Raw genomic sequence first — 14,569 nt, 5'->3', positions numbered from 1 at the left:
ATGAAAAGAACAGTAATTATGATGCTCGATTCGTTCGGTGTCGGTGCGGCTAAAGATGCAGAAGCCTTTGGCGATGTTGGTTCAGATACTTTTGGGCATATTGCTAAGGCATGTGCAGAAGGCAAAGCAAACGATGGCCGTGAAGGTCCGTTAAAGTTGCCTAATCTTGCTAAGCTTGGTTTGGCCTTGGCCGCTAAAGAGAGCACTGGTGCTTTTGCTCCTGGCTTTGCTAATGATGTTGAGGTTATCGGTGCCTATGGTTATGCCGATGAACTTAGCTCTGGTAAAGACACCCCAAGTGGTCACTGGGAAATGGCAGGTGTACCTGTACTTTATGAGTGGGGTTATTTCAGCGATCTGACTAACTCTTTCCCAAAAGAGCTTACTGATAAGATCCTAGCGCGTGCAGGTTTAACGGATTACCTTGGTAATTGTCATGCATCGGGTACGGCTATTTTAGAAGAGCTTGGCGAAGAGCATATGCGCTCTGGAAAACCTATTTTCTATACATCAGCCGATTCGGTATTCCAGATTGCCTGTCACGAAGAATCGTTCGGCCTAGAGAAGCTTTACGAGCTTTGTATTATCGCCCGTGAAGAGCTTGAGCCGTATAATATCGGCCGTGTTATTGCGCGACCTTTTGTCGGCACAGGTCCTAGTGATTTTGCGCGTACCGGTAATCGCCGTGATTACGCGGTTGAGCCGCCAGCGCCAACGGTATTAGATAAGTTAAAAAGTGCCGGTGGTGAAGTGGTGAGTGTGGGTAAGATTGCCGACATTTATGCCCATTGCGGTATCACTAAGAAAGTCAAAGCAACAGGGTTAGAAGCGTTATTTGATGCCACTTTAGAGCAGGTTAAGCAAGCGGGTGATCGTACTATCGTATTCACTAACTTCGTTGATTTTGACTCTCATTATGGCCATCGTCGTGACATCGCCGGTTACGCTCGTGCGCTCGAGTATTTCGACAGCCGTTTACCAGAGATGCTAGCGCTGTTAAACGAAGATGATCTGTTGCTATTAACCGCCGATCACGGTTGCGATCCAACATGGAAAGGCACCGACCATACGCGTGAGCGCGTACCTGTGCTTGCATATGGTGCAGGCTTAGTGCCGGGGTCACTCGGTTGTCGTAATAGTTTTGCCGATATAGGCCAAAGCATTGCGACCTACTTCAAACTTGAGCCGATGGAATATGGCGAGTCATTTGTCGCATAAATGGCTATTAGAGATGGTCGCAAGATCATTTGGGTACAGAGAATTTTTGATTTGGCGGTTAAGATGATGGCCGCCAGTACTAGAAAGACTTAAGTCTAAAATTATAGGGGTTATATAGATGGCTACACCACATATTAATGCAGTAGACGGTGCATTCGGCGATACAGTGTTATTTCCTGGCGATCCACTACGTGCTAAGTACATTGCTGAGACTTTCCTTGAGAACGTTGAGCAAGTGACTGACGTGCGTAACATGCTTGGCTTTACTGGTACTTACAAAGGTGTACGTATTTCAGTTATGGGGTCAGGAATGGGCATCCCATCTTGTTCAATCTACGCTACTGAGCTTATTAAAGATTACGGTGTTAAGAATCTTATTCGTGTTGGTACCTGTGGCGCGATCAGCACTGACGTTAAAGTGCGTGACGTGATCATCGGTATGGGTGCATGTACTGATTCTCAAGTTAACCGTCTACGTTTCAAAGGCCAAGACTTCGCTGCTATTGCTGATTACAGCTTGCTTAGCGCTGTGGTTAAAGCCGCTGATGCGAGAGGGACTAAATACCGCGTAGGTAACGTATTCTCTGCAGACCTTTTCTACACGCCAGATCCAGAAATGTTTGACGTGATGGAAAAGATGAATGTACTTGGTGTCGAGATGGAAGCCGCTGGTCTTTATGGTGTAGCAGCTGAATTCGGTGCTAAAGCACTTTGTGTTGTTACTGTATCTGATCATATCCGTACTGGCGAAAAGACCTCTTCTGATGAGCGTCAAACCACCTTTAATGACATGATCGAAATGACACTAGACGCGGCAATTACTCTGTAATTTTTCGCATTAGTGAGCATTAAAAAAAACGGGCCAATCGGCCCGTTTTTGTTTTCTATACACCGCCATCTCCTATCGAGACGGCTTATCTTTATCCTCGTTCGATTCGATTGTAGCGTCAGTTACCGAAAGCGCTGCGGCAAGCTTTTTCCCGAGTTTCGTTTTTGTTTTTCTGCGGTCAAAGTCGGCACGTTTGAAAGATAGCGCGCGCGAAAGCAACATCCCAATTAGGCCTGCAATGATAAGCATCATCTGCTGTTGCTCCATATTAAGCTGATGGGCTTCTTTAATCTCATTAAAGAAAAGTTCAGGTTGTAGTCTCACCTCGATATAGCCCAAATTCCTATCATCTTGTAATACGGCTTCGACATAAGGAGGGTATGTCGACAGTAACTCTTTCATCTCATCAGAATCTGGATCTAGCTCATCTTGGGTCACACTTTGGGCGAATGAAAGTCGTTGTCCCTGCTCACTAAAGATGGTTGCAGACATCACTTTAGGATCTAAAACCAAGGCGGTTGTAAGCCATTGCAGTTGTTCATCATTTTGTAATTGCAGTGCTGGGGCTGCGCCATAGGCTGTTTGTTGCACAAGTAATCGTGCCATCTTTTGCGTTTGGGACTTTAGAAGCTGCTGACCTTGTAGTAGGCTTGTTTCCCATAACTGGAACAGACCCACCATAAGCGCCAGTGCGATGCCTATCTGGATCAAGCGTGAAAGCCTATGGGATTTTTTGAGTCCTTTAAGAAAAAACACTTTGTACCTGAACATGATAAGGGTTTTATTAATCATAATTGATTATCGACAAACCCGATAGCCGGAGATGTAACACTAATGGAAAGTCAGCGCCAAGTTTCACTGTTTTCATGGATATATGATGAGAGTTCCGACGCGTTCGAATATCAAGGTAACACTTTTGTGCGTCACCTCGAGGCTAATGCATTACTAGAACAGGTGAGAGTGCGTATTGTATATGAGTGTATCGACGCAGAAACTCAATTAGCCGCGGCGATAATGACACTGACTTCGCTGGTGAGTGTGGCTCAGATCGAACGTAAATCGGGTTTATACTGTATCGAGCTTGCGCTTAGCAACGCACTTAGTGAAGCTGAACTGGATCAGTTTGAAGCTATTGCTGGTTTGGAACTTATTGTGATGGGCAACAACCCACCTCGTTTAGACCAAGTTGGCTTACTTGTGATGGATATGGATTCTACAGCGATTCAAATTGAGTGTATCGATGAGCTTGCGGTCATGGCTGGAGTTGGTGCTGAGGTGGCTGAGGTGACCGAGCGAGCGATGCAAGGTGAGCTTGATTTTGAGCAAAGTCTTCGGGCGCGAGTCGCTAAGCTGGCGGGTGCCGATGTTAAGATTATCGATGATTTATGTGCGCGACTTCCACTAATGCCAGGGTTGATTGAGATGATCCAGGAACTGCAATCTCATCAATGGCGTTTAGTGCTCGCCTCAGGCGGGTTTACCCCTTTCGTTGGCCATTTAAAGCAGATGTTGTCACTCGATGCCGCCTATGCCAATGAGTTGGTGATTGAAGCTGGCAAACTAAAAGGTGAGGTGTGTGGCACTGTAGTCGATGCCCAATTTAAAGCCGATACCGTTGAAAATGCGGCCAAATTGTGGCACATCGCTTCAGGACAGCGTCTCGCCATTGGGGATGGTGCGAATGATATCCCAATGGTAAAGAGTGCTGATTTTGGTATTGCTTATCATGCTAAACCTAAACTGCGCGCCGCAGCGGATGCGGCGATCGATAAGCTAGATCTACGAGTATTGCCTTATATGCTAATCGATCGCAGTTGATTCAATAATGAGTCAAGCCTATATAGTCGCTTGCTGTTATAGCCGCTTGCTGTTTTCTCCTTGGCAATGAATGAATAATTTATTGCCAAGTATCATATTGTTATATTAAGTGTTGTTTTAATTATCTCGTTACCTGCTGATCTATAAAGGCTATTTTAAAACGCCTGTTTACTTCTGTTTTTTATCTGTCAGCTGACTTGTTTTATTCTATTATTGTCAGTAACTTAATCGAAATTTGTTTTATTTTGATCCTATTTTGAACATCATTCAGCAATCTCTCTATATTCCCTACCGTCAGGGTCAACTTCATCTGCGGCAAATAAAACGTAGTGATGCCGATATGCACAGGCCGCCAATCTTGATGCTCCATGGCGCCATGTCTAATGGTCGTGTGTTTTATAGTGACAAGGGGAAAGGCTTAGGGTGTTATCTGGCTGAAGCAGGTTATGTAGTGTATGTACTCGATACCTTAGGTCGAGGTCTGAGTACCCCTAAGTTATCAGCGGGAGCCAGTCATGGTCAGGGCGAGGTGATCTGCGAGCAGCTGCCTTTAGTACAGCACTATATTTTGTCGATTCATCAAGGCGTCGGTAAAGTGCATTGGTGCGCTCATTCATGGGGCGGAGTGCTTATGGCGAGTGCTATCGCTCGGTTCGATCTCTTCCAAACGAGTGTGGCATCACTGCTGACTTTTGGATCTAAACGAGCGATTAAGGTGAGATCGTTTAAGAAGTGGCTCATGGTTGATCTCGCTTGGAATCGACTCGCCCCCGCCATCGCTATGGGTCATGGTTACTTAGCTGCAGACAGATGGCGCATGGGGATGGATAACGAAAGCCGGGTATCACTCTCTCAAAGTATCGATTGGGTTCGAGGGGATTGGGTTGACCATGATGATAACTTTGATTATGCCAAAGCCGCGACTAAACTCGCCGAAGGCGCTGGATGGCCCAAATCTTGGTTCATTGCGGGTCTTGGTGACAAAGTACTGGGTAACCCAAGCGACGTGCAGCGTATGATCGCCGAATGCCACATTCGCGATGTAAAATACACGCTATTGTCAAAAGCAAATGGCAATAAGCATGACTATGGCCACGCCGATATGCTGATCCATAAGGATGCCGTATCCGATCATCTCCCTTCGGTATTAGCTTGGTATAACGATTTTATGGGAAAGTAATCTTCTGTCAGGTAATGTCGTCAAGATGATTTCTTAATTATAGAGGCTTGGGTAGCGTAGCATTACCTCAGGGGTAACATCTAATAGTTCACCCACACCGATAATACGCCACATCTTCAGCTCTAATTGTTTTGCCTTGTGGGGCGCATGTACCTTGATATATTCGAGTTCACGCTTGATATAGCTCATATCAGGCTTGCTTGTTGCGCCCCGATAGATACGCAGCGCCATAAACTTACCTAAATTTTGGCTTTGGCGAATAAAGTGAATTTGCGCCTGTTCATCCCCGATCTCTTTTGGCGCAATACATTTCATTTTTATCCGCCCTTGAGATTGGCGTGATACCTGAACATAGACTTCGAAAAATTCCATGCCATGTTGTGGTTTCATCTGCCTGATCGGATCGATAAAATCACGTTTGAGATGGCCATCATCAAGCAGAGTGCTGAGATCATATTGCAGCGATTGCTGGGTGGTTGCAGCGAAAAGATCGGTGATCTCGTTAGAATGTTTACTTACCCCTAATACACCTAGCTTGGCTGATTTACTCGTTTTCTCAATGAAATAGGGCACAGAAGCAAGTTCTCTCATCAACAGGTTTTTCAAGCCATCGGACAGTTCTTTCATATCACTATTGGCTTCGGTGAGTTTTTGTAATTTGTCACGGTTGGCTTCGATGAGTCGGTTCAAGAAGGCTACACCTATATGGGCTGAGTGGCCGACCATTGCTGCTAAATGTATAGTGATGCCATTTTTTCGTGTCCGTATCAATCGGTAAGGCAGTTGAGAAAGCTTGGCTTTTCCGGCCAGGTGCTGCAACTTAGGAAAACTTAAATATAACGGTGCGGTCGCATCGAATGTTGCGGGACCATCTAAGGTGACTTGCAGCCCTTTACCAGATATATCTAGGGTAAAGCCTTGATGACTCTCTTTTCCTTGGGTCACAGTCACTAACGTTTTGAAAGAGAATCTCGCTTCGTTTCGCCTTTCAGTAAATTGCAGTGACAACAGCTTTATTTGATTCGATGTTAATTTCTTTTGCCCAAATTGCTTTAATTCATTGGCTTGATGCCCTTTGGCATCCCACTGACCATATTGGCTTAACATATCATTATTGGTTAAATCGATAAGTTGTAATACATGGCTAAAGCGTTTGAGCTGCACTTCGGTTAGTGGTGAGTAATAGCTACTATCACCCGGGAGTATGCTGGATTTATAGGACGTGGGATGGTCAATTTCATGGCTGGTGAGCTTAAAAATACTCCAGGTGGATTTACTTGACCCAAAGCGGATAAAAAGCCCTAATAGATCAGTCGCTAGCAGTTCCGCTAAGGTCGCCGAATAGAAAAAGATGTTGCCTTGTGTCTGGAAGGTAAAACAGAAAAAAAGCGCGTGTTCAATATTATCAGGTTCATCGATTAATGCTTTTAGACGGTTAGGGGTTAACATGCCCGGTAACTGATTGATCTCTTTTTCATCACTAAAGAAATGCTGCAGTTTTTGATTATCTCGGCTGAGTAATTTGTGGGTGATCTTATATTGCTCCTCTATATGCTCGACATAGAGTGGCAGATGGGGCAAGTGGGGTAAATAGTGACGCTCGAATCCCAATCCTGTCGCGGCAACTAAAATGTCATTGATATCGACCTTGTAGCGGAACTTATAACCCTGAATTAAATTTCCGAGCATTTCGGCTAGGGCATCACTACCTCCGAGACGTTTTAGGCGCATCCAGCTGTATTCATGGTTGCCTTCGACATCGACGACTTGATAATCGACCCCTTGCTGTAAGTCTTCGAAATAGTACTCTTTACTTAGATCAAGCAACTTAATTCGTAGTGGTTGTTCGATATTAAGTCCATGGCTTGCAGGTAAACGAATTCGAGCCCCGCCGACAGAGAGGTCGACAGTTATCCCCCCAATCTCACTCGAACCGGGTTGCAGCGCACTAATGCGAATTGAGTAGTTCATCCGCTCTTCGCTGCGATTAAAATAGCTACCCAATATTGCTCCCTCAGCAATAAAAGGTGTTAGCGCCATATCGCTATCGCTGTCAGAATCCCGAGCTTTTTGACGTCTGAGCTTATGGGTTTCCATCACTTGCTCATAGACGCCTAAGGTATACTGTCCTTGATACAGTGCTAACGCTTGGATAAAACTATTTTTGGCGGGTGCATCGAGAAAGTGGGTTTGAGAGCCACTTTTAACCGTCTCACAGGGGAGCTCTGACTTATCTCTTAAATCAATGACTCTGGTACATAGGGACGATAGTCGATTAAGCTCCATTTTTAGCAAGAAACGCGTAGAGTTTGACTCTTCTGAGGTCAAATTTTCAAACAACTCTTGGAAGTTCTCTTCCATAAGCAAAGGTTTTAGCTGCTCTATCAAGGCGTTGTGTTGCTCTAAACTCATTGGCAATTTCTTTTGTCGGATGATTATTTTTAAGGTCACTTATTTTGTGTCGGCTAGCGATGACAAAACTTGATAGCTTCATGTTTATTAATGATAAAAATTAATTTTTCAAGTAAGCGTTGACCATTTTATTGATGCAGCAGTTTAAGTCATTATGGGGGCTCAGTGCGACCGATTTATGATGAATGGTTCAATATTACTGACTTCTGGATCCACTTTCGCTTCAGATGGTTAATTGAAACCGATGTTAAGATATGTGCCCCAGGTGAGTGTTATAACAATCTAGATTCGACTTTTGTGTCTTTCTAGTACTTGTTTAGCATTGTTACAGTGTTTAACGATACTCATGTAGAATGATGGCATCATACTGGCGCTGTTAGGTGCCGATATATATCAGCGGCTGCAGAAACAGACGGTAAAGGTTAATAGAATTAGAATCGAATATGGCGAAGAATAAAACAGCGTATGTATGTAATGAGTGCGGTCAAGATTTTCCGCGCTGGCAAGGGCAATGCAGTGCCTGTAACGAGTGGAATACTATTACCGAAGTCCGTTTAGGATCGGTGAAATCGAGTAGTGCTTCGGTGGCGGGTTATGCTGGTTCTGTAGGTGGCGGCTCAAAAAAACTCAGCGAAGTTGAGGAGTTTGAAGCCAAGAAGATGCTGACCGGGATCGGGGAGCTAGATCGGGTGTTGTGTGGCGGGCTGACCACGGGTTCAGTGAATATTATTTCTGGTGATCCAGGTGCCGGTAAAACGACCATTTTGTCTGATCTGGTGGCGCGTATGTCGCAGGTTATGCCATCGCTTTATTGTACTGCCGAAGAGTCGCTGTCACAGTTTAAGAATCGAGTTAACCGACTTAAGTTAGATTGCAATGAGGACAATTTGTATCTTATGGCCGAGACCAGTGTCGAGGCTATCATCGCAGAACTAGAAGCTAAGCAAGTCAAATTTGCGGTGATTGATTCTATTCAGGCGGTTGTCACCGAGCTCGCTAATGGTAGTCCTGGCTCGCCATCACAAGTCAAGAGCAGTGCTCAGGCGTTGACTCAGTATTGTAAGCAAAATAATGTCACTATGTTTCTCGTGGCTCATGTGAATAAGAACAATGAAACTGCTGGGCCGCAGACACTTATCCATATTGTCGATTGTTTAACTCATTTAGAGTGTAACGATGGTCAAGTTCGTACACTACGCGCTAATAAAAACCGTTTTGGGGATGTCGATACCGTCGGTATTTTTAAGATGACGGAGAGAGGGATGATCAGTGTCGATAATCCCAGTGAGATCTTTCTCTCTGGTTCGACGACCGACTCACCGGGCGCCGCGATCACCTGCATTCGAAAGGGCAATCGTAACTTACTGCTAGAGATCCAGTGTCTAACCACTGAGACCGAGGGTGAGTTTCCACAGCGGGTTTGTGTGGGATTGAATATGAATCGAATCAAGATGCTCACTGGTATTTTACGTAAACACACACGTACCAAGATTTTCCATGACACCTATTTTAATTTAGTTGGTGGTCTGAAGATTGATGAGTCCGAGACCTGTATCGATTTGGCTTTAGTCACCGCCTTGCTCAGCAGTTTAAATGATTTCGTTGTCCCAAGAACCACTTGCATCATGGGCGAATTGAGTTTAAACGGTGATGTGCGTCCCATTGATAGTGGCGTACCGCGGGTGAAAGAGGCGGTGCAGCACGGCTTTACTGAGATTTTTATACCCTATCGTAACTATCATAAATCGATGGAGGGGCTTGGGGCGAAGATCAACCCTATCAAGACGATTCATGAACTGCTGGAATTAATCAGTTAGTTAAAACTGCTTCGCTTAATAAAAAGGGCTAGGACAATGCCCATGAAAGCGTTCGCCACGAGTAGGGTGCTCAAAATAGAGGTCGCTTGCGTGTAACTGTAAGCGATCTGCCATCTGCTGGCTCTGATGGTTTTTATAGAGATCGCAGCCAATAATGGGGTGGCCTATGGTCAGGCTATGGATCCGTAACTGGTGTGTACGGCCGGTATGAGGAGTATATTGCACAATACTCCGGCGTGGCTTTTCTAATCTATTTAATACCTCATATTCACTGATGGCGGCTTTGCCTGTGATATGGCAAATCTTTACCAGTGGAAACAGCTTTTTATCTTTGGCTATTGGTGCTGTTATTTGTCCTTTATCGTCGGCAAACCAGCCATCTAACATTGCGATGTAACGTTTCTGGACAGTGCGAACTTGAAATTGCTTATTGAGATGTTGTGCCGATCCTGCGTTTAGCCCTACCACCATAATGCCTGATGTACCAAAATCTAATCGATGTGGTAATTTTGCATCAGGGAAGGCAGGAGTAAAGCCTGCTTGACCATGCACCAAACGGTAGTGTACCGAATCCCTATTAAGCGGATTTTTGCCTGACAGACTCAGCAGTCCACTAGGCTTACTAATTAATAGTATCTCTTCGTCTTGATAAAGGATCTTCACGACATCATTACATTGGGGGGCGATAAAGTGATCAAGAATAACGTGATCTGCTGGACTCGGGGGAGACATTTAGGGTTCCCTATTGGCGATATTAGGCTGATAAAAAACGAGTGGTAATTGCTGATCAAAAAAGGGGGAACTTCCCCCTTTTTTGACATTGATTCACTTGAGCTTACTTTTAACCGTGATCGTGAACCTCGATAAACATCTTTAGCTCGCGGTTAAGTAAGGATGCGTCGCCCAAATTGAGTTCAAGCATACGCCTAAGATGGCTGATGCTATCCACGTCGATATGTAAACACTCTAAACCTAACTGACCATCTTTTTGATGAGTTAGTTTGGTTTCCATCGATACCACAACATCGGATTCCCCGAGGGTAAAGCTCAATTGCAGTGGCTGTCCTGATGATGAAAACCCTGGAGGCTCAGCAACCAATGCGCCATTAAGACTCAGATCGTGGATCGTCGTTGGCCAGACAGTTTGGTGCTGAGTGAGTGTTGCTTTCGCATCAAATAAAATCCGCGAAAATTGGCGCCTTTCATCCATAATCTGTCCTTAGGTTTTGAGGGAAGCTTTATGTTATAGAGTAAGCATAAGCTAACATAGCCTTAGTGTAAAAAATCTTGATTTATATTTATGACATTAAGCTTATAAAATTAATATTTATTCAGACTATTTCCTTGTCTCTTGTGGGGTAAATAAATCTGGTAAACTTACATAACTATTATTGGTGTTATGATTGGTTGTTATGTTATTTGCACAATTAGGCTTAAGTCAGCCGTTATTAGATGCGCTAGATAAACTTGGTTTTTCTCAAGCGACAGCTATTCAGACTGAAGCGATTCCGGCTATTTTAGCAAAAGAGGACCTGCTTGCGTCCGCGCAAACCGGCACTGGCAAAACTGCTGCATTTGGTTTACCTATCTTGCAACAACTACTCGAACTTGGTGTCTTGGCTCAAAATCAGCATGATGTTAAGACATTGATACTTGTACCAACGCGAGAGCTGGCATTGCAAGTGCAAGCGAGTTTGCAGGGGCTGAGTCAAAACACCCAGCTGCGAGTCGGCATCGTTTATGGTGGCGTCAGTATTGAAGCGCAGCAAGCCTCATTGGCGAAAGGGCTCGATATTTTGATCGCGACCCCAGGCCGTCTACTCGATCATCTTAATCGCGGCTCACTGACGTTAGCTAAGCTTACTCATCTGGTATTTGATGAGGCAGATCGCATGCTCGATATGGGGTTTATGGATGAGATCCATGCCTTAATGGCTCAGTTACCATCATCGCGCCAGACACTACTTTTTTCTGCCACCCTCGACGATAGTGTTTTGAGGTTTAGTCGTGATTTACTCACTCGCCCTAAACGGATTGAAACGGATCAAAGTAATAGTGCGGCTAAGGATATAGAGCAGCGAGTCTATGCCGTTGACAGTGATAAAAAGTTTGCTCTGTTATGCCATCTTGTGACTAAAGGTCATTGGCAACGAGTGTTAGTGTTTAGCCGTAAAAAAGTGGCAGCAGATAAGTTAGCGAAACACTTAAATGAAAAAGGGATTGAGGCGAGTGCCTTTCACGGCGACCTAGGCCAAGGTACGCGTGAGCAGGTGTTACAAAGGTTTAAAGCGGGCGAAATTAAAGTGCTGGTGGCGACGGATGTCGCTGCGCGTGGCATCGATATTCAGCGTCTCGATTATGTGGTTAATTATGAACTGCCATTTGTTGCTCAAGATTATGTTCATCGTATTGGGCGTACTGGGCGGGCGGGGAATAAGGGCGTTGCAGTGACTCTTTTTAGTGAAGATGACGCCTTGTTGCTTGAGGAGATCGAGGTATCACTCGATAAACGCTTACCTCAGCAGTGGTTACCCGGTTTTGAGCCCGATTTAACCAAAGCGGACCCCTTTGCAGGTAGAAATAGTAAATCGGCGCAAAAACGTCGTGCCAAGAAACGTGGCTACCGCAGTAAAAAATAGTCTTAGTATCGTGCTTAAATATATGAGTTAGTGCTTAGCTAGGTTTACGGTAGAACAGCATTTGCCCTTTAAAAGAGGGTGACATATCGCTGGTAGGGGAAATTTTATGTTGCCGATGACTATAGCCTAAGCTACACATTTTTTTGCTAAAGAGAGCATGATTTCCCCGACCTGGATCGACCAATATGATTTCACAGTTAGGGTTGGCATGACGGTCAATAAATTCTGATAGCAGTTCGATATGCTCTCTTTCATAAAGCAGATCCGAGCCGATAATGACGTCAAACTGGCCTAGCCCATCGGTGATAGATGCCCAGTTAGTGCGTAAGAATGGGATTTTACTGCCATTATTTAAGCGAGTATTTTCAATGAGAAAGCTGGCCGCTTCAGGGTGGTAGTCGGTTGCTGTAATATCGGCATCGCGGCTGTTAAGCAGTAAGCTAGCTAAGGCCATGCCGCAGCCGACCTCTAATATCCGTTTATTAGCAATATCAAAACCGACCATTTGATCTGCTAAGGCGCGGCTAGAATCCCAAACGACACCAAATAACGACCATTGTGCCGATGAGATCCCCAGTGCATCAGCTTCTCCAAGTGGATCGGAGAACTCTTGTTTGTCTCTAAGACTGCGAATGTGAATATCGGTATCTTGAAATTCGAGCGTTTGATAACGTAAACGTAGCGGTGGCATAAAAGGTCCTTGCATGAGTACGCAACAAGCCTTGATCGATATCGATTCGCTACGTTAGAAGGGCTCACTATAAACCTCTTTAACTTCTCTTACCAATATAAAGGTCGGAACATTGAGTTCAGCATGGTTTAATGATTGATGATGTCGATTGCCATCAATGTTTGCTTGCCATAATTTGTATAGTGGTATTCGGTTGATGAATACGTCAATGAACTCATCTATCTCAGTCGTGTGTCTCCCTACAGTTACAAAAGTTTAAAATAACTGCTGATTTGATACTTTGCTCTAGTTTCTCGTATTCGGTTTACTGTAGAATTCGCGCCCAACTAAGGCTGTGATATTGGTAAGTGTTTGCTTACCTCCATGAGTCGCTTCGGTTTACTTATCAAATTAAATAGTCATTCAATTTTTAATGCGATAGTGATCAATAACATCGACTTGCAGGTCACGTTAGGCACACTAATAAGTGCTCAGTGGATCTCTCACCCGTTTTTTAGCGGGGCTCTAACTTGCCACAGCCTTCCAAATTAAGAGATCAAAAAAGGTAAATAATTATGAAGTCTGAACAGACTCTCGATACCCCCGCTGTACCCACTAGTTCTATGCTTGACCGTTATTTCTCTATTACTGCGAGAGGCAGTACTCTAAGGCAAGAAGTGATTGCCGGACTGACCACTTTTCTTGCCATGGTGTATTCGGTGATCGTTGTGCCTAATATGCTAGGTACGGCTGGGTTTGATCCTGGTGCAGTGTTTATTGCTACTTGCTTGATTGCTTCGTTTGGTTCCTTGTTGATGGGGCTTTGGGCAAATCTACCTATGGCGATTGGTTGTGCCATTTCGTTAACGGCGTTCACCGCATTTAGTATGGTTTTAGGTCAGGGGATTTCGATTCCTGTCACCCTTGGTGCCATCTTTTTGATGGGAGTTGTATTCACTTTAGTGAGTGTGACTGGCATACGTCAGTGGGTACTCACAAATTTACCTAAGGGGATTGCTCACGGTACAGGTATTGGTATTGGCTTGTTTCTATTACTTATTGCGACTAATAGTGTCAACCTGATCATCGCAAATGATACCGGGCTGCCTGTAAAACTGGGTGATATTCATAGTTTACCTGTACTGGCTACGATCATCGGCCTAGCAGCGACTATCGGTCTTGAACGCCGTGGCGTACCTGGTGGTATTTTATTAGTGATCATCGCTTTGTCGGTATTTGGCTTAGTATTTGATCCCGCAGTAACTTACCAAGGGCTATTTGCATTTCCCGAATTGATGTCGGAGAAGTCGCTTATTGGGCAGTTAGATATCATGGGGGCATTAAACCCTGTGGTATTACCAATCGTATTAGCGTTAGTGATGACTGCTATTTTTGATGCAACCGGAACGATACGTGCAGTGGCTGGTCAAGCTGAGCTGCTTGATAGCAAAGACAATATTGTCGGTGGCGGTAAAGCGCTAACATCAGATTCTGTAAGCAGTATTTTTGCTGGTGTGGTGGGGGGAGCTCCTGCTGCGGTATATATTGAATCGGCAGCTGGAACGGCTGCTGGTGGTAAGACAGGATTAACTGCGACGATCGTCGGTATTCTGTTTTTACTTATGGTTTTCTTGGCGCCACTTAGTTACTTAGTGCCAGCTTATGCAACTGCTCCGGCGTTGATGTATGTAGGCCTTTTGATGCTGAGCAATGTCACTAAGCTCAATTTTGATGACAAAGTCGATGCTATGGCGGGTCTAACGTGTGCTGTATTTATCATTCTAAGCTGTAATATTGTGACTGGCATTATGCTGGGGTTTGTCACATTAGTGATTGGGCGCATTTGTAGTGGTGAATGGCGAGCATTAAAACCGGGCGTACTGGCCATTACTATCGGTTTAGTGGCGTTCTATCTCGGTGGCTGGGCGATTTAATATCACAACCGCTATGTGAGTCGCTATTCTTGGAATACTAAAGGCGAAACTT

The 14,569-nt window shown here is 44.7% G+C and carries 12 protein-coding genes; 7 read left to right on the top strand and 5 right to left on the bottom strand.

Going from position 1 to position 14,569, the window contains the following annotated elements; genetic code table 11:
• On the top strand, positions 1 to 1,218 hold the full coding sequence (locus tag K0I62_RS13885) for a phosphopentomutase (RefSeq protein ID WP_220068679.1): 1,218 nt from the start codon (positions 1 to 3) through the stop codon (positions 1,216 to 1,218).
• A gap of 118 nt (positions 1,219 to 1,336) precedes the next feature.
• Entirely contained in the window at positions 1,337 to 2,047 is a 711-nt protein-coding gene (gene deoD / locus K0I62_RS13880) for a purine-nucleoside phosphorylase (protein WP_220063481.1), read from the top strand.
• Between the two features lie 72 nt (positions 2,048 to 2,119).
• Here deoD and K0I62_RS13875 read toward each other — a convergent pair whose 3' ends face one another.
• The gene (locus K0I62_RS13875) at positions 2,120 to 2,839 is read right to left on the bottom strand and encodes a YtjB family periplasmic protein (protein ID WP_258405004.1); all 720 of its coding nucleotides are present in this window, start codon (positions 2,837 to 2,839) and stop codon (positions 2,120 to 2,122) included.
• A gap of 42 nt (positions 2,840 to 2,881) precedes the next feature.
• Between K0I62_RS13875 and serB the strand changes: the two genes are divergently transcribed.
• Positions 2,882 to 3,865 (top strand): phosphoserine phosphatase SerB, encoded by a 984-nt coding sequence (gene serB, locus K0I62_RS13870; RefSeq protein WP_220068678.1) that lies wholly within the window; start codon positions 2,882 to 2,884, stop codon positions 3,863 to 3,865.
• 256 nt (positions 3,866 to 4,121) lie between these two features.
• Positions 4,122 to 5,045, top strand: coding sequence for an alpha/beta fold hydrolase (locus K0I62_RS13865; RefSeq protein WP_220068677.1), 924 nt, complete (start codon positions 4,122 to 4,124; stop codon positions 5,043 to 5,045).
• A gap of 33 nt (positions 5,046 to 5,078) precedes the next feature.
• Here K0I62_RS13865 and K0I62_RS13860 read toward each other — a convergent pair whose 3' ends face one another.
• Complete coding sequence (locus K0I62_RS13860) at positions 5,079 to 7,457, bottom strand: PilZ domain-containing protein (protein ID WP_220068676.1); 2,379 nt, start codon at positions 7,455 to 7,457, stop codon at positions 5,079 to 5,081.
• A 443-nt stretch (positions 7,458 to 7,900) separates the two neighbouring features.
• On the opposite strand from K0I62_RS13860, the gene radA reads away from it, so the two are divergent.
• Positions 7,901 to 9,274: a DNA repair protein RadA gene (radA, locus tag K0I62_RS13855; protein WP_220068675.1), complete on the top strand. Its 1,374-nt coding sequence runs from the start codon at positions 7,901 to 7,903 to the stop codon at positions 9,272 to 9,274.
• Between the two features lie 15 nt (positions 9,275 to 9,289).
• Here radA and K0I62_RS13850 read toward each other — a convergent pair whose 3' ends face one another.
• Positions 9,290 to 10,006 carry an RluA family pseudouridine synthase gene (locus tag K0I62_RS13850; RefSeq protein WP_220068674.1) on the bottom strand — a complete coding sequence of 239 codons (717 nt, stop codon included), beginning with the start codon at positions 10,004 to 10,006 and terminating at the stop codon, positions 9,290 to 9,292.
• A 109-nt stretch (positions 10,007 to 10,115) separates the two neighbouring features.
• On the bottom strand, positions 10,116 to 10,484 hold the full coding sequence (locus tag K0I62_RS13845; RefSeq protein ID WP_220068673.1) for a PilZ domain-containing protein: 369 nt from the start codon (positions 10,482 to 10,484) through the stop codon (positions 10,116 to 10,118).
• A gap of 202 nt (positions 10,485 to 10,686) precedes the next feature.
• On the opposite strand from K0I62_RS13845, the gene K0I62_RS13840 reads away from it, so the two are divergent.
• Positions 10,687 to 11,913 carry a DEAD/DEAH box helicase gene (locus tag K0I62_RS13840; RefSeq protein WP_220068672.1) on the top strand — a complete coding sequence of 409 codons (1,227 nt, stop codon included), beginning with the start codon at positions 10,687 to 10,689 and terminating at the stop codon, positions 11,911 to 11,913.
• 34 nt (positions 11,914 to 11,947) lie between these two features.
• On the opposite strand, the gene K0I62_RS13835 is transcribed toward K0I62_RS13840, so the two are convergent.
• Positions 11,948 to 12,604: a class I SAM-dependent methyltransferase gene (locus tag K0I62_RS13835; RefSeq protein ID WP_220068671.1), complete on the bottom strand. Its 657-nt coding sequence runs from the start codon at positions 12,602 to 12,604 to the stop codon at positions 11,948 to 11,950.
• 554 nt (positions 12,605 to 13,158) lie between these two features.
• Here K0I62_RS13835 and K0I62_RS13830 point away from each other — a divergent pair.
• Positions 13,159 to 14,517 (top strand): NCS2 family permease, encoded by a 1,359-nt coding sequence (locus K0I62_RS13830; RefSeq protein WP_220068670.1) that lies wholly within the window; start codon positions 13,159 to 13,161, stop codon positions 14,515 to 14,517.
• The last annotated feature ends 52 nt before the right edge of the window (positions 14,518 to 14,569 follow it).

Origin of the sequence: Shewanella psychrotolerans (assembly GCF_019457595.1) — a bacterium.
Taxonomy (GTDB): Bacteria; Pseudomonadota; Gammaproteobacteria; order Enterobacterales; family Shewanellaceae; genus Shewanella; species Shewanella psychrotolerans.
The sequence above is the reverse complement of the archived record's forward strand: the minus strand, read 5'-3'. Positions and strand labels throughout refer to the sequence as shown.